Origin of the sequence: Xanthomonas sp. WHRI 10204, assembly GCF_040202875.1 — a bacterium.
GTDB lineage: Bacteria > Pseudomonadota > Gammaproteobacteria > Xanthomonadales > Xanthomonadaceae > Xanthomonas.
The window spans coordinates 1,932,229-1,954,683 of sequence record NZ_JBEGDW010000001.1 but is presented as its reverse complement, the minus strand read 5'-3'; the positions used below and the strand labels follow the sequence as shown (position 1 = coordinate 1,954,683).

At 64.5% G+C, this 22,455-nt stretch carries 23 protein-coding genes and 2 other RNA genes; 4 read left to right on the top strand and 21 right to left on the bottom strand.

Annotation, left to right across the window (positions count from 1 at the left end; genetic code table 11):
* Positions 1 to 30: 30 nt before the first annotated feature.
* The 5 genes from pgsA to kdsB are packed head-to-tail and all read right to left on the bottom strand — an operon-like array spanning position 31 to position 5,198.
* Positions 31 to 663, bottom strand: coding sequence for a CDP-diacylglycerol--glycerol-3-phosphate 3-phosphatidyltransferase (gene pgsA, locus ABQZ00_RS08570; RefSeq protein WP_055854204.1), 633 nt, complete (start codon positions 661 to 663; stop codon positions 31 to 33).
* The gene (uvrC, locus tag ABQZ00_RS08565; RefSeq protein ID WP_055854201.1) at positions 663 to 2,519 is read right to left on the bottom strand and encodes an excinuclease ABC subunit UvrC; all 1,857 of its coding nucleotides are present in this window, start codon (positions 2,517 to 2,519) and stop codon (positions 663 to 665) included. Before uvrC ends, pgsA begins: the two co-directional genes overlap by 1 nt.
* Positions 2,516 to 3,934, bottom strand: a complete 1,419-nt coding sequence (locus ABQZ00_RS08560; protein ID WP_323537103.1) for a hypothetical protein — start codon at positions 3,932 to 3,934, stop codon at positions 2,516 to 2,518. Before ABQZ00_RS08560 ends, uvrC begins: the two co-directional genes overlap by 4 nt.
* A gap of 23 nt (positions 3,935 to 3,957) precedes the next feature.
* Positions 3,958 to 4,422 (bottom strand): low molecular weight protein-tyrosine-phosphatase, encoded by a 465-nt coding sequence (locus ABQZ00_RS08555; protein WP_323537104.1) that lies wholly within the window; start codon positions 4,420 to 4,422, stop codon positions 3,958 to 3,960.
* Positions 4,419 to 5,198 carry a 3-deoxy-manno-octulosonate cytidylyltransferase gene (kdsB, locus tag ABQZ00_RS08550; RefSeq protein WP_115553849.1) on the bottom strand — a complete coding sequence of 260 codons (780 nt, stop codon included), beginning with the start codon at positions 5,196 to 5,198 and terminating at the stop codon, positions 4,419 to 4,421. The genes ABQZ00_RS08555 and kdsB overlap by 4 nt, the downstream gene beginning before the upstream one ends.
* Positions 5,199 to 5,462: 264 nt before the next feature.
* Between kdsB and ABQZ00_RS08545 the strand changes: the two genes are divergently transcribed.
* A non-coding RNA gene (locus tag ABQZ00_RS08545) (sX9 sRNA) lies at positions 5,463 to 5,539 on the top strand.
* Between the two features lie 147 nt (positions 5,540 to 5,686).
* On the opposite strand, the gene lpxK is transcribed toward ABQZ00_RS08545, so the two are convergent.
* From lpxK to ABQZ00_RS08520, 5 genes are read right to left on the bottom strand one after another with little or no spacing between them, the layout of a single operon-like run.
* Positions 5,687 to 6,724: a tetraacyldisaccharide 4'-kinase gene (gene lpxK / locus ABQZ00_RS08540; protein ID WP_323537105.1), complete on the bottom strand. Its 1,038-nt coding sequence runs from the start codon at positions 6,722 to 6,724 to the stop codon at positions 5,687 to 5,689.
* A complete protein-coding gene (gene msbA / locus ABQZ00_RS08535) occupies positions 6,721 to 8,490 on the bottom strand; it encodes a lipid A export permease/ATP-binding protein MsbA (protein WP_115527847.1) in 1,770 nt (589 codons plus the stop codon). The genes lpxK and msbA overlap by 4 nt, the downstream gene beginning before the upstream one ends.
* Complete coding sequence (locus tag ABQZ00_RS08530) at positions 8,487 to 8,942, bottom strand: ExbD/TolR family protein (RefSeq protein ID WP_323537106.1); 456 nt, start codon at positions 8,940 to 8,942, stop codon at positions 8,487 to 8,489. Before ABQZ00_RS08530 ends, msbA begins: the two co-directional genes overlap by 4 nt.
* Before the next feature lie 3 nt (positions 8,943 to 8,945).
* The gene (locus ABQZ00_RS08525) at positions 8,946 to 9,575 is read right to left on the bottom strand and encodes a MotA/TolQ/ExbB proton channel family protein (RefSeq protein ID WP_323537430.1); all 630 of its coding nucleotides are present in this window, start codon (positions 9,573 to 9,575) and stop codon (positions 8,946 to 8,948) included.
* The gene (locus tag ABQZ00_RS08520; protein WP_323537107.1) at positions 9,463 to 12,051 is read right to left on the bottom strand and encodes a DNA internalization-related competence protein ComEC/Rec2; all 2,589 of its coding nucleotides are present in this window, start codon (positions 12,049 to 12,051) and stop codon (positions 9,463 to 9,465) included. Before ABQZ00_RS08520 ends, ABQZ00_RS08525 begins: the two co-directional genes overlap by 113 nt.
* Before the next feature lie 385 nt (positions 12,052 to 12,436).
* Here ABQZ00_RS08520 and ABQZ00_RS08515 point away from each other — a divergent pair, with 385 nt between their 5' ends.
* Both ABQZ00_RS08515 and ABQZ00_RS08510 read left to right on the top strand, forming a co-directional pair.
* Entirely contained in the window at positions 12,437 to 13,501 is a 1,065-nt protein-coding gene (locus ABQZ00_RS08515) for an SDR family oxidoreductase (RefSeq protein ID WP_323537108.1), read from the top strand.
* A 132-nt stretch (positions 13,502 to 13,633) separates the two neighbouring features.
* Positions 13,634 to 13,708: non-coding RNA, sX9 sRNA (locus tag ABQZ00_RS08510), on the top strand.
* Positions 13,709 to 13,855: 147 nt separating this feature from the next.
* On the opposite strand, the gene lolD is transcribed toward ABQZ00_RS08510, so the two are convergent.
* The 10 genes from lolD to ABQZ00_RS08460 form a co-directional block, all read right to left on the bottom strand.
* Positions 13,856 to 14,590 (bottom strand): lipoprotein-releasing ABC transporter ATP-binding protein LolD, encoded by a 735-nt coding sequence (gene lolD, locus ABQZ00_RS08505; RefSeq protein ID WP_161961624.1) that lies wholly within the window; start codon positions 14,588 to 14,590, stop codon positions 13,856 to 13,858.
* Complete coding sequence (locus ABQZ00_RS08500; protein WP_055854177.1) at positions 14,583 to 15,824, bottom strand: lipoprotein-releasing ABC transporter permease subunit; 1,242 nt, start codon at positions 15,822 to 15,824, stop codon at positions 14,583 to 14,585. Before ABQZ00_RS08500 ends, lolD begins: the two co-directional genes overlap by 8 nt.
* A gap of 23 nt (positions 15,825 to 15,847) precedes the next feature.
* Entirely contained in the window at positions 15,848 to 16,300 is a 453-nt protein-coding gene (locus ABQZ00_RS08495; protein WP_323537109.1) for a hypothetical protein, read from the bottom strand.
* Positions 16,251 to 16,499, bottom strand: coding sequence for an FAD assembly factor SdhE (locus tag ABQZ00_RS08490; protein ID WP_055854170.1), 249 nt, complete (start codon positions 16,497 to 16,499; stop codon positions 16,251 to 16,253). The genes ABQZ00_RS08495 and ABQZ00_RS08490 overlap by 50 nt, the downstream gene beginning before the upstream one ends.
* Positions 16,500 to 16,611: 112 nt before the next feature.
* Entirely contained in the window at positions 16,612 to 17,394 is a 783-nt protein-coding gene (locus ABQZ00_RS08485; protein ID WP_055854167.1) for a succinate dehydrogenase iron-sulfur subunit, read from the bottom strand.
* 16 nt (positions 17,395 to 17,410) lie between these two features.
* The gene (locus ABQZ00_RS08480; RefSeq protein WP_323537110.1) at positions 17,411 to 17,614 is read right to left on the bottom strand and encodes a hypothetical protein; all 204 of its coding nucleotides are present in this window, start codon (positions 17,612 to 17,614) and stop codon (positions 17,411 to 17,413) included.
* A 9-nt stretch (positions 17,615 to 17,623) separates the two neighbouring features.
* A complete protein-coding gene (gene sdhA, locus ABQZ00_RS08475; protein ID WP_055854164.1) occupies positions 17,624 to 19,414 on the bottom strand; it encodes a succinate dehydrogenase flavoprotein subunit in 1,791 nt (596 codons plus the stop codon).
* A gap of 34 nt (positions 19,415 to 19,448) precedes the next feature.
* Entirely contained in the window at positions 19,449 to 19,835 is a 387-nt protein-coding gene (gene sdhD, locus ABQZ00_RS08470) for a succinate dehydrogenase, hydrophobic membrane anchor protein (protein WP_115513083.1), read from the bottom strand.
* Entirely contained in the window at positions 19,832 to 20,224 is a 393-nt protein-coding gene (gene sdhC, locus ABQZ00_RS08465; RefSeq protein WP_323537111.1) for a succinate dehydrogenase, cytochrome b556 subunit, read from the bottom strand. The genes sdhD and sdhC overlap by 4 nt, the downstream gene beginning before the upstream one ends.
* A 56-nt stretch (positions 20,225 to 20,280) precedes the next feature.
* Positions 20,281 to 20,589, bottom strand: coding sequence for a DUF1674 domain-containing protein (locus tag ABQZ00_RS08460; RefSeq protein WP_236699318.1), 309 nt, complete (start codon positions 20,587 to 20,589; stop codon positions 20,281 to 20,283).
* Between ABQZ00_RS08460 and ygfZ the strand changes: the two genes are divergently transcribed.
* On the top strand, positions 20,491 to 21,363 hold the full coding sequence (gene ygfZ / locus ABQZ00_RS08455) for a CAF17-like 4Fe-4S cluster assembly/insertion protein YgfZ (RefSeq protein ID WP_323537112.1): 873 nt from the start codon (positions 20,491 to 20,493) through the stop codon (positions 21,361 to 21,363). The genes ABQZ00_RS08460 and ygfZ overlap by 99 nt on opposite strands.
* On the opposite strand, the gene ABQZ00_RS08450 is transcribed toward ygfZ, so the two are convergent.
* Positions 21,360 to 22,448: an ABC transporter ATP-binding protein gene (locus tag ABQZ00_RS08450; RefSeq protein ID WP_115527856.1), complete on the bottom strand. Its 1,089-nt coding sequence runs from the start codon at positions 22,446 to 22,448 to the stop codon at positions 21,360 to 21,362. The genes ygfZ and ABQZ00_RS08450 overlap by 4 nt on opposite strands.
* Between the last annotated feature and the right edge of the window lie 7 nt (positions 22,449 to 22,455).

The window sequence follows — 22,455 nt, the reverse complement described above, 5'->3', positions numbered from 1 at the left end:
GGCGAAATTCTACAGCGAACAGGATAGCTGTCAACTGTTGCTTTCAATTTTTTTCGGCTTGTTGCTGATTGCCGCTTTTTCGTCCGCGCGCAGACTTGGCCATGCCGCCTGCAGATACTGAAAACCCGACCACAACGTCAGCAGTGCAGCGATCGCCAATGTCCAATAGCCGGCGCGGAAGATCAGATTGCCTAGCCAGATTTCATGCGTGGGCATCTGGCCGGGAGTGACCGAATACAGCAGGCAAAGCAGCGCCACCATCTGGGCCGTGGTCTTGACCTTGCCGATCATCGCCACACGCACCTTGGCGCGCTGGCCGATCTCGGCCATCCACTCACGCAATGCGGAGACTGCGATCTCGCGGCCCACGATGACGGCTGCCCAGAACGCCATCCACGGAGTCGGATGTCCCTGCACGATGAGGAACAATGCCACTGCGACCATCAACTTGTCGGCGACCGGATCGAGGAACGCGCCGAACGCGGAATACTGGTGATACCGCCGCGCGACCCAGCCATCCAGCCAGTCGGTGATGGCGGCAAGCGCGAACACACCGGCGGAAGCGAAGTTCGTCCAGGTGTATGGCAGGTAGAACACCACGACCAACACCGGGATCATCAGGATCCTCAGCAGTGTCAGCCACGTGGGGATGGTCAACTTCATTACGGACTCGACTCGCCTGCCGCATCGGGAAGCGCCAGCCCGTGCAGGTTAGCGTAGATTCGCGCAGCAAGTGCGGCATTGACCCCGTCCACCCGCGCAATCTCGGCTTCGCCGGCCGCCTTGAGACCAACCAGGCCACCGAAATGCTTGAGCAGGCTCGCGCGGCGGCGTGGGCCGATGCCGGGGATATCCTCGAGCTTGCTGGTCATGCGCGCTTTCTGGCGGCGCCCGCGATGGCCGGTGATCGCAAAGCGGTGCGCTTCGTCACGGACCTGCTGGATGAATTGCAGTGCCGGCGATGCTGCACCCGGTCGCAGTTCGCGGCCGTCGGCCATGATCAGCGCCTCGTGCCCTGCCCTGCGTTCCTCGCCCTTGGCCACGCCGACCAGCACGACGTTTTCCACGCCAAGGTCGGCCAACGCGGCCTGCGCCTGCGCCAGCTGGCCGGCACCGCCGTCGATCAGCAGCACATCGGGGAGGACGCCGTTTTCTTCCACTGCACGCCGAAACCGCCGTTCGATCGCCTGGCGCATCGCCGCGTAATCGTCGCCCGGCGTGATGCCGGAAATATTGAAGCGGCGATACTGGCCACGCACCGGGCCGCTGGCGTCGAACACCACGCACGACGCCACTGTGGCCTCGCCCATGGTGTGACTGATATCGAAGCACTCGACGCGCTTGACCTGCTCCGGCAGCCCCAGCATCTCGCGCAGGGCTTCGCTGCGCGCGTGCTGCGCACTCTGGCTGGTGAGTTCGGTCACCAGGGTCAGCTGCGCGTTGCGGGTCGCCAGCAGCAGGTAGCCGGCACGCTCGCCGCGCACGTTCCATCGCAGCGCCACCTTGTGCTCGGCGGCAGTGCTGAGCGCGGCCTCGATCAGTTCGGCCTCGGGAATTTCGCGATCCAGCAATATCTCGCGCGGCGGCGAATGTTCGGCGTAGTACTGCGACACGAACGCCGCCAGGATTTCGTCGGCGCTGTCTTCGCCGTTGGTCTTGGGAAAGAACGAGCGCGTGCCCAGATTGCGGCCGTCGCGGAAGCTCAGCAGCAACACGCAGGCCTGACTGGACTGGGTGGCGCAGGCCAACACATCCAGATCGGCGGCGCGGCCGTCGACGTACTGGCGGTTCTGCATACCGCGCAGCGACGACAGCAGGTCGCGCAGACGCGCGGCACGCTCGAATTCGAGCGCTTCGCTGGCCTGCTGCATCGACTGCATGATCTCTTCGCCGAGCTGATCGCTCTTGCCTTCCAGAAACATGGTCGCGCGTCGTACCGATTCGGCGTAATCGGGCGCGGCCACCAGATCCACGCACGGGCCGCTGCAACGGCCGATCTGGTACTGCAGGCACGGCCGCGAGCGGTTGCGAAACACGCTGTCTTCGCAACTGCGTAGCTTGAACAGCTTGTGCATCAGGCTCAACGTTTCACGCACGCCGGTCACGCCGGTGTAGGGGCCGAAATAGCGCCCCTGCACCGCACGCGGGCCGCGGTGCAACGCGATACGCGGCCAGTCTTCGCGCGTCAGCAGGACGTACGGATAACTCTTGTCGTCGCGCAACGACACGTTGTAGCGCGGCGACAAGGATTTGATCAGCTGGTTTTCCAGCAGCAGCGCTTCGGCCTCGCTGCGGGTCACGGTGACGTCCATCCGCGCGACCTGCGACAGCATCGAGGTCAGCCGCGCATTCTTTGGCGTGCCGTTGAAATAGCTGCCCACACGCTTACGCAACGCGCCGGCCTTGCCGACGTACAGCAAGGTGTCGTCGCTCGCATACATGCGGTAAACGCCGGGCGCGGTGCTCAGTTGCGCAGCAAACGCTTTTCCATCGAAGTCGGCTTGGGGCCTTGCGCTCATTCTTCTATCGCAACATCACTCAGTGCGCCGCTTACAAGGTCGTAACGTAAAACGGCATGGGCATCGGTTTCGGCAATCCAGACTGCGCCGGCGGCGACAGCCAGCCCGGCCGGGCCGTGCAGACGTCGCGGCAGCTCGACCGTCGTGAGTTCGCCGCCGCCCAGACGCAGGCAGCGCAGCCGTCCGTTACCGGTGTCGGCAATCCACAGCATCGGCGAATCGGCGCCCAGTGCGATGGCTTGCGGAAATTGCAGGCGCGCGGTGCCGCGGGGGCCGTCTTCATCGCCGAACTGCCAGATGCCCTGCCCGCCCACCAAGGTCTGCACCAGATCGCCGCGCAGCTGCATGGTGCGGATCGAGGAGCCCAACCCATCGCACACGTAGGCAACCTGTTGCACCGCCGCCAACCCTGCCGGTTGCGCGAAGGCCGCCAGATGACCGCTGCCGTCGCGAATTTCAAGGGACCCGGTGCCGGCACGCGCGCTCAGTGCAGCGCGTCCCAGGTCGTAACTCCAGATGCGGTTGTCGCCGGCCATGGCGATCAACACCTGGTTGTCGGCAATGGCCAGCCCTTGCGGATAGTTCAATGCAGACGCACCGGCAAAGGCCAACGGCCCTTCCACCGGCTCGCCTGAGCGACCGGTGCCGCACAAGGTGTCCACCTGCCCGCTGCGCAGGTTGATGCGACGCAATGCGTGATTGCCGGTGTCGGCGACGTACAGCTGATCGCGCTCCAGCGCCAGACCCTGCGGCCGACGAAAGGCCGCTTCGCCGGTACCGCCATCGATGAGATCGGCATTGCCGTGGCCGAATTGCCGCAGCACCCGGCCGCCATGCGTGCATTCCAGCACGCGGTGGTGCCCGGTATCGGCGATATACAGACGGTCTTCGGTGGCAGCCAGGCCGGTCGGAAAGCGCAGCGCCAGCCGCTGTTCGGGGTCGCGTTCTGCAATGCCTTGCAGGTCGGCGTCGGAGGGCGGTTGCTGGCCTTCGCACAATGCGGCCAACGCCTTGTCCAGATCAGCGGTGACACCCACCAGGCGCTGGCGTTCGCGGCCGTAGGCATCCAGCAACACCAACGTGGGCCAGGATTCGATACCGAAGCGGTGCCAGGTTTCCCAGTCCTTGTCGAGCAGGATCGGCGCGCTGACGCCATGCCCGCGCAGTTGCTTGAGCGAGCGTTGCGGCAGGCGTTCGCTATCGAAACGCGGCACCTGCACCACGATCACCTGCAGCCGCCCGGGGCTACGCGCCTGCCATTGCGCAAGCTCGGCAAGACGCTCGGCGCACCACACCGAGCTGGCGTTGACGAACGCCAGCACGAGCGCGCGGCCGCGATGCTCCTGCAAGGTGGATGGCCTGGCATTGAGCCAGGTGGGAAATTCCGGCAGTTCCTGGGTGAGCTGGGCAGTCATGCGGTAATTATGCCCAAGCGCGATTAGCCGCGGGTGAGTCTGGCGACCGTCTGTCGCGCCGCGGTATCGACCAGTTGCCAGACGTCCTCGAAATCCTTACTGCCGCCGGTGTACGGGTCCGGGATCTCGTCGCGCGCGTCCACGCCGGCCCACGGCAACCACAGCGCGACCTTGTCGCGTTGCGCTGAGGGCGCCAGACGCTGCAGATCGCGCAGATTGTTGCCGTCTGCGCACAGCAGCCAATCGAAGTGGTCGAAATCCTCGTCGCGCACCTGACGTGCGCGCAGACCGGAGATGTCCACGCCGTGTCCGCGTGCGCAACGGATGGCGCGCGGGTCGGGCGGATCGCCGGCATGCCAATCGCCGGTGCCGGCCGAGTCGACCTCGATGCGGCGCGACACGCGTGCCTCGTCCAGCCGCGCGCGCAAGGCGCCCTCGCCCATCGGCGAACGACAGATATTGCCCAGGCAAACGATCAAGACCTTCATGCCGATGCCACCCGCGCTTGCGCACGTGCCAGATCGTCCGGCGTATCGATGCCCGGCGGAAATTGCTCGGGCGTCAGCGCAACGGCGATGCGATGACCGGCTTCCATCGCGCGCAGCTGTTCCAGCGATTCGATGCGTTCCAGCAGGCCGGGCGGCATCGCTGCGAACTGCTGCAGAAACCCGGCGCGATAGGCGTAAATGCCGATATGACGCAGCCATTGCCCCTCCTCGGGCAAGCGGTCGCGCTGACTGGCGAAGCTGTCGCGGTGCCAGGGAATCGGCGCACGGCTGAAATACAGTGCATCCCCGCCCGCGCTGCGCACCAGCTTGACCACATTCGGATCGAACAGATCGTGCGCGCTCTCCACCTGCGCGGCCAGCGTAGCCATCTCCGCGCCGGAGCGCAGCAGCAGCTCGGCGACCGCGCGAATGCCGGCAGCCGGCGCAAACGGTTCGTCGCCTTGCAGATTCACCACGCAGGTGTCGGTGTTCCAGCCGGCGATGCGCGCGCATTCGGCCAGGCGATCGGTGCCGGAGACATGGTCGCTGCCGGTCATCGCCACGTGTACACCGGGCACGCCCTCGATCGCGTCTGAAATTCGCACGTCATCGGTCGCGACCCAAACCTCGCGTGCGCCTGCCAACAATGCCCGCTCGGCCACGTGCTGAATCATTGGACGATCGCCGATCAACTGCAGCGGCTTGCCCGGCAGGCGTGTGGACGCGTAGCGCGCCGGAATGGCGACGACGAAATCGGCAGACAGGGTGTTGGTCATGTGGTTGCGCTCTCGGCAGCAAGGAGTGTTGGAACGGCGGGACGGTCTAGCATGTATCGCACTCTTGCATCAGCAGCGCCGGCGAAAACTGCCGCGCTGCGACGGGAAGCTACGGTTGCAGCAGTACAGCATGGCGCCAGCAGTCGTGTAGCCACTGTCGCTGGTGCGGCCGCGCAAGGATGCAGCCCTCGTGCTGGAACAGGAGCGGCGAACACCACTCCCGCGCTCAGCGCCAGGCCGGCGCGTGCCGGTGCCCGTTGTGGTTTGTCTCACGCGTAGATTGCGGTTCTGAGCGCGCTGCCCGCCCCCACCTGACGACTGCTCGCATCGTGTTGTTAGCCGCTTCACGCGCGGCGCATGCCTGCGTAGTGTCTCAGCAAGCCAATCGCTGCCCGGTCTGAAGCGGCATTGGCGATCGGGCGAACCCCGAGGGCGACGCGCAACCGCTCCTGCATCCGCAGCGAGCGCCGCACGACACACCGCCAACATCAAACGCCCTGCCGGCTGGCCAACTTGTCCAGCCGATCCAGCAGACTCACCCAGAACGCAGCCGGCAACTCCGCCTTGAGCGGCACGCTATACAGCCACTCGTCGGCGAACGGCCGGCACTTCACCGCATCCTTTTCGGTCATCAACACTGGCAGGCGGCTACCGAAACTGAAATCTGCGGCGCGATACACATGATGATCGGGAAAGGCATGTGGGACGACGCCAATACCGCGGGCGCGCAACATGGCAAAAAAGCGCTCCGGGTGCGCGATACCGGCCACGGCGTGCACGCGCTGGCCGGCCAGCATGCTCAGCGGTTGCGCCCGTTTGCCGTCCATTGGCTGCACGCTGTCGATACTCAGGCGCATCTGCCATTCGCCGAAACCGGTGTCGTCCATTGTCTGTGGCGCTGTGGTGGCGCTGGCCTGGCCCAAATTGACCACGCGGAAGTCGCAATCGTGTGCGCGCGCGGCCGGTTCGCGTAGCGGCCCGGCCGGTAGCAGGCGGCCATTGCCATAACGGCGCTGTCCGTCGACCACTTCGATTTCCACGTCGCGTGCCAGCCGGTAATGCTGTAACCCGTCATCACAGACGATGATGTCGCACCCCGCCTCGACCAGTGCGCGCGCGGCGGCGACACGGTCGCTATCCACGCGCACGCGTGCGCCTGTCTTCCAGGCGATCAACACAGGCTCGTCGCCGCCAAGTGCGACTGCCGTGTCCGCATCGACCCACCGGGCAGTGCCGGAGTCATCGCGGCCATAGCCGCGGCTGGCGACGCCGGGGGTCCAGCCGGCTTCTTGCAGCTTGGACACCAGCGCGATGGTCAGCGGGGTCTTGCCGGTGCCACCGGCAGTGACATTGCCGACCACGATCACCGGCACCGGCACGCCATGCCGCTTGCGCCAACCGCGGCGGTACAGGCCGCGCCGCAGCGCGATGGCGGCGCCGTAGATGGGTGCCAATAGACGCGCCGGTAGCGGTATCGGCGCATTGTCGTACCAATACCCCGGCGTGCGGGTGCCGCGCTTGCTCATGCCTGACGTTCGCGAAACTGCATGCCGTGCAGATGCGAATACAGCCCGCCCTGCGCCAGCAATTCGTTGTGCGTGCCGCGCTCGACGATGCGGCCCTGGTCCATCACCAGCACCTGATCGGCATGCTCGATGGTGGACAGCCGGTGCGCGATCACCAGCGTGGTACGGTCCGGCATCAGTTTGTGCAAGGCATCCTGCACCAGTCGCTCGGACTCGTTGTCCAGCGCCGCAGTGGCTTCGTCCAGGATCAGGATCGGCGCATCCTTGAGCATCGCGCGTGCGATCGCCAGGCGCTGGCGCTGCCCTCCGGACAGCCGCCCGCCCTTGGTGCCGACATGCGACTGCAGGCCCTCGGGCAGTTGCGCCACGAACTCCATCGCATTGGCGCCAAGGATCGCGCGCTCCAGTTGGCCGGCATCTGCCGTGCGCATTTCGCCATAGGCCACGTTGTCGGCGATGCTGCCGTCGAACAGCATGACCTGCTGACCGACCAGCGCGATCTGGCGACGCAGATCGGCCAACGAGTACGCCTGCACCGGATGCCCGTCGAGCAGGATCTGCCCGGCCTCGGCCTCGTAAAAACGCGGGATCAGTTTGATCAGGCTGGATTTGCCGCTCCCGGAGCGGCCGACGATCGCCGTCACCGTGCCGGGCTGCGCGACGAAGCTGACCTCGGCCAGTGCCGGATTCACCTGCCCCGGATAGCGCGCGGTCACATCGCGAAACTCGATCAAGCCCTTCGCACGCGTCAGCGGCACCGCGCCCTGATCGGGCTCGTCCGGGCTGTCGAGCACCGAGAACAGCCGCTCGGCCGAGGCCAGGCCACGCTGCACCATGTTCTGCACATTGGTGAGCTGCTTGAGGCCCGGGATGATCGTCAGCATCGAGGTCATCAGCACCACGAAGTCGCCAGCGGTCAGACGCCCGGCCAAAGCCTGGGCACCGGCCACGAACAACAGCGCCGACAACCCGATCGCGCCGATCATCTGCACGGTGGCAGTGGAAATGCCGCGGGTGGATTCGACCTTCATCGCCAGACGCAAATTGCGATCGGCCAGCGCGCCATACCGCTCCATCTCGGTTTGCTGGGCGCCGTAAATCTTGACCTCCTGGTGGCTGGACAAGGTCTGGTCGGCGGCCTGCAACAGATGCGCGCCACTCTCCTGGATGCTGTGGCTGATGCGCCGATACCGCCGCGCCACCTTGTCCATCACCCACGCCAGTACCGGTGCGAGCACCAGGATAGTCAGCGTGACCTGCCAGCTGTGCCACAGCATCAGCGCCAATGCGCCGATCACCTGCAGCGACTGCTGGATCATCACCTTGACCGCATCCACCGCAGCCTGTGCAACCTGATCCGAGTCCGAGCCCAGGCGGATCAGCATCGACGGGACCGGTTCGGAATCGAAACGCGAGCCTGGCAGGCGCAGATACTTGGCCATTACCTTGATGCGCAGATCGCGCGCAATGCTGCGTGCGGATTTACCCATCGCCATGTCGGTGATGTAGCCGGCAATGCCACGTACCACAAACAGCAGAATGATCTGCACCGGCAGCCAGCGGCTGACGTCGGCGTTCTTGTAAATGAAAGTTTCGTCGGTGATCGGCTTCATCAACGCCAGAAAGCCGGTGGTGCCAGCGGCTTCGACCAACGCGGCAATCAGCGCAGCGATCAGCAACAGCCGGTACGGCTTGGCGAAGGCCAACAGGCGACGGTACGTGCGCCAGGACGAAACTGGCGCCGGGCGGTCGTTGGAGGTGGTCACTGGCGGGTTCCGTTATTGCGTGTTTTGCCGGCAGTGCCGGTCTGAGGCGCGGTCGCAATGGCGATACGCCGGAAGCCGAGTTGTCCCAACGCATCCTGCGCAGTGACCACGGCCTGATACGGGGTACGCGCATCGGCGCGCATCAGCACCGTCTGCTCGCGGTCGTCGCCGGCGATCTGAGCGATGGTCTGCTTCAGCGAGTCCACGTCCGAGCGCAACACTTCCTGGTCGTTGATGAAGTAATGCCCGTCGGCATTGACCAGTACGCTGAGCGAACGCGGCGGCGCGCTGGTGTTCTGGTCACTGGCGGTCGGTAGCCGCAGCTGCAGCGTCGAGCGTGCGTCGAAGGTCGTGGTCACCACGAAGAAGATGATGAGGACGAGAATGACGTCAATCAATGGCACCAGGTCGATCTGCGGCTCGTCCTGGCTTCGGTCGCTGCCGATGCGCATCCGTCAGCCCTTTGCCATGACAGGCTTGCTGCCCGCCGCTGCCGGTGCTGCGGACGCCGGAACCCCCCGGCCTTCCATGGTGTCCAGCAACAGCGTGGCTTCTTGCTCCATCTCGATGATGTAGCCGGCAATGCGCCCCTTGAAGAAACGATGCGCCATCAGCGCAGGCACCGCGATGATCATGCCGGTGGCGGTACACACCAGCGCTTTGCCAATACCACCGGCCAGCTGGTTCACATCGCCTACGCCGTGATCGAGGATGCCCAGAAACATCTGGATCATGCCGACCACCGTGCCGAGCAAACCCAGTAACGGGCCGGCCGATGCGATGGTGCCAAGCGCGTTCAGATAGCGCTCCATGCGATGCACCACGTGGCGACCGGTGTCTTCGATGCGTTCACGGACCAGATCGCGCGAACGGCCGCGGACATCCAGTGCAGCAGCCAGTAGCGCACCCAGTGGCGAATTGCGCCGTAGCGACTCGATATGGGTGGGATCCAGCTGGCCGCGCGCAGCCCAGTTACGGACCTCTTCGCCCAGCCCGGGCGGCGTCACCTCGTTGCGGCGCAATGTCCACAGACGCTCCAGCACGATCGCCAGGGCGATCACGCCCAGCAACAGCAACGGCACCATCGGCCAACCGCCCGCCTTGACCAGCTCCAACACGATTCGATTCCTCCGGCAACGCGGCCGCCTGTTCGCTGGCCAATAGGATAGCAGTCGACCGCCGCCGTTCCGCAGCATCCCACAGACGTGGTTGCCAACGCCGTCGCTCGCGCACCTGCAGGCCGTCCGCGCCCAGCCATACCCTGATCGCACCGGACTGGGCAGTGTCGAGCAATTCCGCGCCACTGCCCTGCCAGCGCTGAACCACCTGCGTGCGGGGATGGCCAAAACGGTTGCCATGCCCGGAGGACACCAGCGCCAGCCGCGCGCCCGTGGCGGCAATGAAGCCGGCATGCGAGCCATCTGCGCTGCCATGGTGCGGCACCACGACCACGTCGGCACGCAGCCCCGCAACCTGCTCGCGCATCAAGCGATGCTCGATGAGTTCGTCGATATCGCCCGGCAACAGCGCACTGGCATGCTGCGTCTCGACCCGCAGCACGCAGCTGGACTGATTGCGCAGGTACGGAAAATCCGCACCTGGATGCAGAAAGCGAAAGCGCACGCCATCCCACTCCCACTGCTGGCCGGCTTGGCAGCGCGCACTGACGTCCAGCGGTGCCCCCGGGGGCGCAGACGTCATCGCGACCGGCAGCCCTGCACGCACTGCTGCGTAGCCACCGGCATGATCGGCATCGGCATGACTGAGCACGAGTGCGTCCAGTTGGCGTACCCCAAGCGCACGCAGGGCGGGCAGCACCACGCGCTCACCGGCGTCGAAACCATCGCGCACTGCGGGGCCGGTATCGAACAGCAGCGCGTGCCGTTGCGTGCGCACCAACACTGCAAGACCCTGCCCCACGTCCAGCACCTGCAGATCGGCTTCGCCAGCGCCGGGCAAGGCACGATCCGGCCATAACAGCGGTAGCCACAGCAGCACCGCCATGACCTTGCCCGGCGTGCCTCGCGGCAGCAATAGCCAGAACGCGCCCAGCAACGCTGCAATCAGCGCAATGGCATCGGATTCGGGCACCCACCACAACGCCAGCGTGGTCTGCCCAAGCCAGACAAACCCCGGCCAGGTGAGTTCAAAGCACCAGCCCGCCAAGTGCCACGCCCAAACGCCCGCACCGGCATGCAGTGCCTCGAGCGCCGTTCCCAGCAGACACAGCGGCACCACCACAAAGGTCCACCAGGGAATGGCGACAAGATTGGCCAACGGCCCCACCAGCGATGCTTGTCCAAACAAATTGACCGTCAGCGGCAGCAAGCCGACGGTGGCGACGGTCTGCGCGGACAGGAAGCCGCGCAGAATGCTCCGGTCATCTGCGGGCAGGCACCACACCAGCCAGGCGACACCGGCAAAACTGAGCCAGAAGCCAGCCACCAGCACGCTCAGCGGGTCCCATACCAGCACTGCAAGCAAGGCCAGCGCGAGAATCTGCGCGGTTGTGGCGCGTCGCCGCGCGACCCGCGCCAGTGCGACGACGGCGATCATCAGCACGGTGCGGACCGTGGGTAGCGCCAGCCCTGCCAACACTGCGTACGCAGCCGCGCCGAGCAGTGCCGCGATGGCTGCGGCGTGGACGCGCGGCATCAGCAGGCTCAAACCGGGCCGCCATCGCCACACGCCGGCCACCGCCAATGCAAAGAACGCGGCAACCAGGCCGACATGAAATCCCGAGATGGCGATCAGATGGCTGAGCCCGGTCGCGCGCAGAGTCGCCCATGCCGCGTCGTCCAGACCGCGCGTGTCGCCCAACGCAAGTGCACGCAGGTAAGGCGCGGAAGGCCCGGAGACCTGTTCGGCAATTCGCAGCGACATCCGGTCGCGCCAGGCATCCACGCCACGCGGGGCGGCAACCTCGCGCGCAGCGCCGAGGTCGCGCACATACCCGGTGGCTGCAAGGCGCTGCGCCAACGCCTGACGCTCCGCATCGAACCCACCCGGATTACGCAGACCGCGCGGTGCGCGAAGCTTGAGCTGCAGTTGCCAGTCCGCCCCGGCACGCAAGGCAGCACGCGGCCCGATCTGATCGGCGCCGAAGGGGTCGTACCACGCCAGTTGCAAGAGTTTGCCGCGCAGGGCCGCCGGCTGCGTTCGATGGTGTTCGACACGCAACTGGAAGCGCGTACGCCGCTGTTCGGCCACCGGCAGCCCGACAATGCGGCCACGCACGGTAATCTCGCGCGCTTCGTCACGCGGTAGCAGTTGCGACTGCACTACCTGGGCGGCTTGCCAGCCGGTCAGCCCGAAGCCCACCGCAGCCGTTGCAAGCACCAGCATCCACACAGGTCGCTGCGGGTGCAGCCACAGGGTCAGCGCGATGCCCAGCACGCCCGCGAACAGGCAGGCGGCATACAGCGCCTGCGGCAGCAGCGCTGGCGACCATGCACAAAAGACCACACCCAGCAGCAACGCGATTGCGACCGGCACTGCCGATGCAAGACGCGGCAGCGGCGCCGCATGTGCCGACACATCCACATCCATAGTGGCGCCCATGCTCCTGATCGTCCTGATCCAGGAAACAACGCTAGGCCACCCCATCGACTGACGGCAGCGGTGATGTGCGCTTAAGACCGTAGGAAGACACCGGATCTGCTGTAGCGCATTGCCGGCATGCCGTTTTTCGGCACGAATGCCCACCGGTAACGTTCGCGTATCGCTAATGCCGGGCACTGCTGCAGGATATGGATCGAATCGATCGAGTAAGCCCCGAGGCCCGGGCATCCGTTGGTCGAGGCGAACCCGTCGAACCGGGCAGATCGATCAGGTGCAGCTGACGCAGCCAACGTCCGATGAGACCAGCCGGTCACCTAGCGCTGCATTCGCCCCGATTTCATGACCGAGGCGCTATGTTCGACGCTGTCTTTGAGGAGTTCCCCACATGCGTAAAGGCATTGCATTGATCGTCGGCGTGACCGGCATCTCCGGCTATAACCTCGCCAACGTACTGGTAGCCGACGGTTGGACCGTTTACGGCCTGGCGCGTCGCCCGCTGCCGCATGACGGCGTCATTCCTGTCGCCGCCGATCTACTGGACGCCGACAGCACCAACAACGCGCTACGCGGGCTGCCGATCACCCACGTCTTTTTTTGTACCTGGACACGTCGCGACACCGAACGCGAGAACGTCGAGGCCAATGGCGCGATGATGCGGCACCTGTGCGATGCGTTGAGCGACGCGCCACTGCAGCACATGGCGCTGGTCACCGGTACCAAGCACTATCTGGGCGCGTTCGAAAACTACGGCAGCGGCAAGGCTGAAACGCCGTTTCGCGAAAGCGAGCCGCGCCAGCCAGGCGAAAACTTCTACTACACGCTCGAAGACCTGCTGTTCGCGCACGCGGAGCGGCATGGCTTCGGATGGAGCGTGCATCGCTCGCACACCATGATCGGCATCGCCAATGGCAGCAATGCGATGAACATGGGCGTGACGTTGGCGGTCTACGCATCGCTGTGCAAGCACACCGGCCAGCCGTTCGTGTTCCCAGGTTCGCAGGCGCAGTGGAACAGCCTCACCGATCTGACCGACGCCGGACTGCTCGGCCGTCAGCTGGCCTGGGCAGGTCTCAGCCCGGCGGCGCGCAACCAGGCATTCAATACCGTCAATGGCGATGTATTCCGCTGGCGCTGGATGTGGGGCGAGATCGCCGCGTTCTTCGACCTCGATGCCGCGCCCTGCCCCGACACGCCGCAGCCGTTGGAAGCGCGCTTGACCGAAACCGCGCCGGCGCTGTGGGCCGAGTTGGCCGCGCAGCACAATCTGGTCGAGTCGGACGTCAACCGTCTGGCCTCTTGGTGGCATACCGATGCCGACCTGGGCCGCGAGATCGAATGCGTCAACGACATGACCAAGAGCCGCGAACTGGGCTTTGTTGACTTCTACGACAGCCGCGCCTCGTTCTTCGAGCTATTCACCCGATTGCGGGCACTGCGCATCATTCCTTGAGTAATGCCACCGCATCGCTGCAGGTCGCAATGATCTGCAGCGATGTGGATAAACGTGGAGTCCAGGGGTTTAGAGCAACTGACAAAAGGACTGTGCAGCGGCCAGGCTGGCGTGGCCGCTGCTCCGTGCAGCATGTGCACTCTTACATTCCGGTACCTGCGAGCCGTCCATAACCAACTAACGACTGCTCGCTAGGTTTTGTTAGCCGCTCTTGGAGCTGCGCTCTAGACATCACACCAAGTGAGCGACGCACCAAACGAACGCACTGCGCATCCTGCACGCAGTGACATATCGCAAGAGCTACGTCCACTTTGTTGCGCTACACGACCGGCAACCCGGTCGCATCGCAAGCACTCACACTGCCGAGGGTGCCAGCTCGCGCAGCTTGCCTTGATGCAGCTCCAGTACACGATCCAGACGACGCGCCAGGCTGCGGTCGTGGGTGACCAACACCAGGCTGGTGCGCTGCGCGCGGTTGAGTTCCAACATCAGCTCGAACACGGTGCCGGCGGTCTTGTCGTCGAGATTGCCGGTGGGCTCGTCGCCCAGCACGCATCCCGGCTTGTTCACCAGCGCACGCGCCACCGCACAGCGCTGCCGCTCGCCGCCGGACAGCTCGCTGGGCTTGTGCTCGATGCGATGGCCGAGCCCGACCGATTCCAGCAACTGCAGAGCCTGCCCGCGCGCCACCGCCACCTCCTTGCCTGAGAGCAGCACCGGCATCATCACGTTTTCCAGCGCGGTGAATTCCGGCAGCAGATGATGGAACTGGTACACGAAGCCCAGCGCCTGGTTACGCAGCCTGCCGCGCTCGCCATCAGACAGCGCCGACATGCGCCTGCCAGCGACATACACCTCGCCCGACGTCGGAATATCCAGCCCGCCGAGCAGATGCAGCAACGTACTCTTGCCCGCGCCGGACGCGCCGACGATCGCCACCGTCTCACCGGTCGCCACCGACAGGTCCAGACCATCGAATACCGGCGTGCGCATCTTGCCTTCGGCGTAGGTCTTGGCCAGCGCCTCGGCACGGATCACCACATCTGCTGGAGTTGACTTCTGCACGCGCGATTCCAGGATCTCATTCATAACGCAACGCCTCCGCCGGCTGGGTACGCGAGGCGCGCCATGCCGGGTACAAGGTCGCCAGGAAACTCATCACCAAGGCCACCAAGGTGATCACCACCACATCCTGGGTTTGCATGTCGGTGGGCAGGCCGGTGATGTAGTACACATCTTCGGGCAGCAGTTTGACGCTGAAGATTGCCTCGATCAGGCCGAGGATGCGCTCCAGATTGAGCGTCAGCACGATGCCGCCGATCACCCCCATGATCGTGCCCATAAAGCCGATCAACGAGCCCTGCACCATGAACACCTGCATCACTCCGCCAGGCGACAAGCCCAGCGTCCGCAGGATCGCGATGTCGGCCTGCTTGTCGGTGACCAGCATCACTTGCGACGACACCAGATTGAACGCACCCATCGCCACGATCAGCGACAGCAGGATGCCCATCACGGTCTTTTCCATCTTCAACGAGTGATAGAGATTGGCGTTTTCCTGGGTCCAGTCACTCACCCTGTACGGGCCGTGCAACTTCAGCGCCAGATCGCGCGCGACGTTCCAGGCCTGATCCATGTCGTGCAGGCGCAGCCGCACGCCGGTGACGCCATCCATGCGCAAGACCCGCCCCAGATCCTGCATGTTGACCACGGCAAGGCCGCGATCGATCTCGTTGTAGCCGGCTTCGAAAATCCCGCTGACGGTGAAGCGTTTGAGCCGCGGCATCGCGCCGAGCGGCGTGGCCTGCGTGTCGCTGAGCAAGACAACGATGCTGTCGCCCACATCCACGCCCAACCACAGCGCCAGCTCCTTGCCGATGACGATGTTGTAGGAACCCGGGGTCAGGCTATCGACCGAGCCCTGCTGCATCTTCTTGGCCAGCACCGACACCTTGTTCTCTTCGGCCGGAACGATGCCACGCACGATGGCCGGCTGCTTGCGCGGGCCCTGCAGCAACGATTCGGTTTCGATATACGGTGCGGCGCCGGCAACGCGCGGGTCGGCCATGGCGACCTCGACCGCATGCTGCCAGTCGCGCATCGGCGCACCTTCGGCGCTGACGGTGGCGTGCGCGGCCATCTGCAACAGGCGGTCGCGGATTTCCTTCTGAAAACCGCTCATCACCGCCAACGTGGTGATCAGCACGGTGACGCCCAGGGCGATGCCCAGGATCGATGCCATCGAGATAAACGAGATGAAGCCATTGCGCCGCTTGGCACGCAGGTAGCGCAAGCCGATGGCAACCGGGATAGGTTTGAACATGCGGTTCAACCAGAAAAGGGACGCTATGGTGACACTTGCGGACGCCCGGACGAAATCGCGTGTGCCTGGGCGGCCAGACGCAGTTCACGTCGTTGCGGCGCCGGCAAGGTATCCGGCCAGAAATGCAGGCGCTCGCGGCGCGCATCCAGCCGGGTCCATGACACCACCGCAATCGGCCCGCGCCAGGCAACCTGCAGGTTCTGCACCTGGGTGCCGTCAATGCTGGCGGGGCTCTCGCTCCAAGGCACAACCAGTTGCCGCAGTGGCGAACGCAACAGCAGCCACAGCGACCTAGCAACCGATGCCGGTACGCCGATGGACAACATGACAGCCGACCAAGCCGGCACACCGCTACGCCAGACGGCGCACAGTGCCAGCACGGCGAGCAGGCTCAGTGCGCAAACAAGCCCGCGCGAGGGCCGCCATTCAAGCCGGCAAGGCGCGAATATCGGCGATGAGTGCGGCGTTGGCGACATCCGGGCAAGCCTCGTAACCCATGAACCAGCGCCACAACTTATCGTCTTCGCAATCCAGCAACTGTAGGAAAACCGCGCGCTCTGACTCGGAAGCCTGCGCCCAGCGCTGATCCAGATAGCGCCCGAACAGCTGATCCAGCTCGCGCATGCCACGCCGGCAACGCCAGCGCAGCTTTTTCAACAAGGTTTCTTCGTCCATCTCTCTCTCCTCCCTGCCCTGCGGCGGGAGCGAAAACGACAGCGGCACCTGACCATCGGGCCGGTGCCGCTGCGAACCACATCCCGCTACGCGAGACCTCTGTGCCTTGCGATCAGGCGCGACGCGCCATCATCAACTTCTTGATCTCGGCGATCGCCAGCGCAGGATTCAAGCCCTTCGGGCAGGTCCGTGCGCAGTTCATGATGGTATGGCAGCGATACAACTTGAACGGGTCTTCCAGATCGTCCAGACGTGCGCCGGTGTCTTCATCGCGCGAGTCGACGATCCAGCGGTACGCCTGCAGCAAGATCGCCGGGCCCAGGTAACGCTCGCCATTCCACCAGTAGCTCGGGCAGCTGGTCGAGCAGCATGCGCACAGGATGCACTCGTACAAGCCGTCGAGCTTCTTGCGGTCTTCCGGCGATTGCAGGCGTTCGCGATCCGGCGGCGCTGGCGTCTGAGTGCGGATCCACGGCTTGATCGACGCGTACTGCGCGTAGAAGTGGGTCAGGTCCGGGACCAGATCCTTGATCACATCCATATGCGGCAGCGGGTAGATCGGCACTTCGGCCTTGCCGCAGGCATCGATCGCCTTGGTGCAGGCCAACGTATTGGTGCCGTCGATGTTCATCGCACACGAGCCGCAGATGCCCTCGCGGCACGAACGACGGAAGGTGAGGGTCGGGTCGATCTCGTTCTTGATCTTGATCAGTGCGTCCAACACCATCGGGCCGCACTTGTCGAGATCGATCTCGTAGCTGTCGGTGCGCGGGTTGGCGTCGCCATCCGGATCCCAGCGGTAGACCTTGAAGGTGCGCGTGTTCTTTGCGCCCTGCGCAGGGTAATGCTTACCCTTGCCGATCTTTGAATTCTTGGGGAGGGTGAACTCTGCCATAGCTGCTCTCGTTGGCTCAGGCGATGCGCGGTGCGAACGACAGCCGCACCGTGCGCATGAAGGTAAAAACGATGGATGCCGCCACCGAAGCGGCGGTGCAACGACCGGCGTATTGTCGGCGCTGCCCCTGCGTGATGAAACGCCCCGACCGCTGCAAATAATTACCGCCACGCCAGGACAACCCGGCGGCTGGCTTCAATGCAGCAAAGGCGCGTTGCATGCGCATCGATCAGTAAACGCGCGGCTTCGGCGGGACGACATCCACGTCCTGACTCAGCGTGTACATGTGCACCGGGCGATATTCGAACTCGCACTTGCCCTTGTCGTCGACGGTGACCAGCGTGTGCTTCTGCCAGTTGACGTCGTCGCGGTCCGGGAAGTCTTCATGCGAATGCGCGCCGCGGCTTTCCTTGCGCTGCTCGGCCGAATTGATCGTCGCCACTGCATTGAGCAGCAGGTTGTTCAATTCATAGGTCTCGATCAGATCCGAGTTCCACACCAGCGAGCGGTCGGACACCTTGACGTCTTCGAAGGTGGCGAAAATCTCGGCCATCTTGTCCACGCCTTCTTTCAACGTCTTGCTGGTGCGGAACACCGCAGCGTCGGATTGCATGGTGCGCTGCATGTTGTCGCGGATCACCGAGGTCGGCGTGGAGCCGTTGGCATAGCGCAACTTGTCCAGCAGGCCCAGCGCCTTGTCGCAAGCATCGGACGGCAACGTCTTATGCGGCTGGTTGGGCTTGACCGTCTCGGCGCAGCGGTTTGCCACCGCACGGCCGAACACCACCAGATCCAGCAACGAGTTTGAACCCAGACGGTTGGCACCGTGCACCGACACGCAGGCGGCTTCGCCGATCGCGTACAGGCCGGGCACCACCGCATCCGGGTCATCGCCCTGCTTGCGCACGACTTCGCCGTAGAAATTGGTCGGAATGCCGCCCATGTTGTAGTGCACGGTCGGCAGTACCGGGATCGGCTGCTTGGTCACGTCCACACCGGCAAAAATGTGGGCGCTTTCGGCGATGCCGGGCAGCTTTTCGTTGATAACTTCCGGGCCGAGGTGGGTCAGGTCGAGCAGGATGTGATCCTTGTGCTCGCCGACGCCGCGGCCTTCGCGGATTTCCACGGTCATCGAGCGCGACACCACGTCGCGCGAAGCCAGATCCTTGTAATGCGGTGCATAGCGCTCCATGAAGCGCTCGCCGTTGCTGTTGCGCAAAATTCCGCCTTCGCCGCGCACGCCTTCGGTGATCAGGCAGCCCGCACCGTAAATGCCGGTGGGATGGAACTGCACAAACTCCATGTCCTGCACTGGCAGGCCGGCACGCATCACCAGGCCGCCGCCGTCACCGGTGCAGGTGTGAGCGGAGGTGGCACTGAAGTAGGCACGGCCATAGCCGCCGGTGGCCAGCACCACGCCGTGGGCGCGGAACAGATGCAACGAACCTTCGGCCATGTCAAGCGCCAGCACGCCGCGGCAGACACCCTCTTCGTCGAAGATCAGGTCGAGTGCGAAGTACTCGATCATGAAACGCGCGTTGTGGGCGAGCGACTGCTGATACAGGGTATGCAGCATGGCGTGGCCGGTACGGTCGGCTGCCGCGCAGGTGCGCTGCGCCGACGGGCCTTCGCCGTACTTGGTGGTCATGCCGCCGAACGGGCGCTGATAGATCTTGCCCTCTTCGGTACGCGAGAACGGCACGCCGTAGTGTTCCAGCTCGATGATGGCCGGAATCGCTTCGCGACACATGTACTCGATTGCGTCCTGGTCGCCCAGCCAATCGGAGCCCTTGATGGTGTCGTAGAAGTGGTAGCGCCAATCGTCTTCGCCCATGTTGCCAAGCGCGGCGGAAATACCGCCCTGCGCCGCCACGGTGTGCGACCGGGTCGGGAAGACCTTGGTCAGGCAGACCGTCTGCAGGCCTTTCTGGGCCAAGCCGAACGTGGCACGCAGGCCGGCGCCGCCGGCACCCACCACGACCATGTCGTACTTGTGTTCAGTGATCTTGTAAGCGGACATCTAATCTGGATTCCTGTTCTGTGTGCCCGATGACTCAGGCACCGCCCAGCGCGATGCGCGCCACTGCGAAAATGCTGACGATCGCGCCAAGCACGGCGATGAACTTCACCGTCGTCTGCAACGCCAGCGCCAGCAACGAGTTGTGGATGTAGTCCTCGAGCACGACCTGCAGGCCAAGCTGCGCATGCCAGAACATCGCCACCAGGAACCCGACCAGCAACACCGCGTTCCACGGCTTGGACACCGCAGCGACCGCAGTCGTGTAGTCGGAACCGAGCAGGCTCAGCACGAATGCCACGAACCAGATCGCCAGCACGACCAGCGCTGTCGCGGTCAGGCGCTGCATCACGAAATGTTCGGTACCAGTCTTGGCCGCGCCCAGACCACGCACATTTTTCAACGGGGTGCGATAGCGGCTCATGCGGAAGCTCCAGTCAGGACATACGCCCAGATCGCAGCGGTCAGCACCAGGCTGGCGATCACCGATGTCCAGCTGCTGCGGATAAAGGCGGGAATGCTGAAGCCGCGACCGAAGTCCTGGACGATGTGACGGATGCCGTTGGCCAGGTGATAGGTAAAAGCCCATGACCAAGCGAACAGGAACACCTGGCCGTACCAGGCGCCCAGATGCTGGGTCAGGCAGTTCCAGTGTTCCTCACCTAGCATCAGCAAGAGCAGCGAGACGGCGATGACCAGCGCGCCCCCGGAAAGGATGACGCCGGTAGCTCGATGCAGGATCGAGGTTGCCATCTGGATCTGCCAGCGGTAGACCTGCAGATGTGGAGAAGTGGGACGTTCGCGGATCGCCATTCGCTGGGCTCGTTTTCTCGGCTGGGCGGCACTAGGCCGCTGTGGCTAAAAGCTGCTCAAAAATCGATGCAGCGTCCATTTTTTTCCCAGTCGCCGTAGCGCGTTGGCTCGGGGCCGTCGCGTCCACCAATCTCCTTCGGCAGTGGCTTCTTCTCGGGAATCTGCTCCTGAGGGGAAGGCTGCGTCTCGGAATCCAGCGCTGGGGTGGGGGTTGGATGGCCTATCATAGTGGTCTCACAACGTTGCGATTTTAGTCCTCCCCCTCCATGGCTGACAACCTGAATCTTATTCCACAGGGTTTTGGCTCCCTGCACGATATGCAATACGTCCGACTGGTCGGGACGGATGCAGTGTCGTTCGCGCATGCCCAATTCGCCAATGACGTCCAGGCGCTGGCGATCGGGCAGTGGCAATGGAATGCGTGGTTGACGGCGAAGGGGCGCGTGATCGCCATCTTCGCACTCCTGCGTGAGGACGACGCGCAGTTGCTGATGGTGTTGCCGGACGGCAACGCGGCCGAAATCGCCGCGCAACTCGGCCGTTTCGTGTTCCGGCGCAAGCTGAAAATCAACGCGGCCGCGCTGCTTGCGTATGGCGGTTTCGCGGCGCCAGAGCATGCGCAAGGCGCACATGCCGAGATCGGAACGCTGCGTATCGCGCTGGATATGGGCGTCGCCGCCCTGCCACGCACGCTCTTGCTTTTCAGCGACGACGCATTGGCCGCGCCTATCGAATTGCCCAGCATCGACGCGCAATGGCACCGCGCGGATCTGCAACTAGGTCTGGTTCGGCTGCCGGATGCGCAGCGCGAACAATGGACGCCGCAGCAACTGGCACTGGACCGCCTGCAGGCTTTCAGCGTCAAGAAGGGCTGCTACCCGGGTCAGGAGATCGTTGCGCGCACGCATTTTCTGGGCAAGGCCAAGCGTGCGTTGCAGCTGTTGGAGACTGAAGGCGCCGCCCAGGAGGGCGATAGCGTCGAACTGGACGGTGCAGCCATTGGCACGGTGGTCAGCGTTGCCGGCGATCTGGCGCTTGCGGTGTTGCCACTGGAATTGACCGTGGACGCCAGCACCACCCTGCAAGCCGGCGCGCACCCCGCGCGCCCGCTTGCCATCTTGTCCGGGCTGGAGCGTTAAGCCGGCTCCAGCCGCTGCCCGGTTGCCGGGTCGAAGAAATGCAGGGCATCGCTGCGCAATGCCAGGCGGAGAGGCTGCCCGACCACTGGCAGCGCCTGCGGCGCGACGCGGATCACCAGCGGCTGCCCGCCGCGATCGAGGTTGAGGAAGATCTCGTTGCCGACCGGCTCGATGACCTCTACCTGCGCATCGAAGCCCAACTGCGCATCGCTGGACGGCTGCAGATGCTCGGGGCGCACGCCGACGATCACGTCCTGACCGAACCAGCGGCGATCGACCTGCGCGGCGCCCAGCGGCACCCGCCAGCCGTCGGCCATGACGAGATGCAGGCCATCCTGCTCATCCAGCCGTCCCTGCAGCATGTTCATCGCCGGGCTGCCCAGGAAACCGGCAACAAACAGGTTGGCCGGACGGTCGTACAGCGCCATCGGGCTGTCGATCTGCTGAATCACGCCGTCCTTGAGCACCACGATGCGCTGACCGAGGGTCATTGCTTCGACCTGATCGTGGGTGACGTAGATCATGGTGGTGCCGAGCTTGCGATGCAGCTGCGCGATCTCGGTGCGCACGCTGTGGCGCAACTTGGCATCCAGATTGGACAGCGGTTCGTCGAGCAGGAACACCGACGATTCGCGCACCATCGCCCGCCCGAGCGCCACACGCTGACGCTGGCCGCCGGACATCGCCTTGGGCAACTTGTCGAGCATCGGGGTCAGGCCCAGCAGTTCAGCGGCGTTATTGACGCGCTCGGCGATGACCTGCTTCGGGTGACCACGCAGCTTGAGCCCGAAGGCCAGATTTTCCGCCACGGTCATGTGCGGGTAGAGCGCATAGCTCTGGAACACCATGGCGATGTCGCGGTCCTTCGGCGCCACGTCGTTGACGACGCGTTCGCCGATCTTGAGCGTGCCCGCGCTGATGTCCTCAAGCCCGGCGATCATGCGCAACAGCGTCGACTTGCCGCAGCCGGACGGCCCGACCAGCACCATCAGCTCGCCATCGGCCACCTCGAAGCTTGCGCCCTGCACCGCCACCTGGCCGTTCTCATAGACCTTGCGGACACCTTCCAACTGCACTTTCGCCATCGTTCGG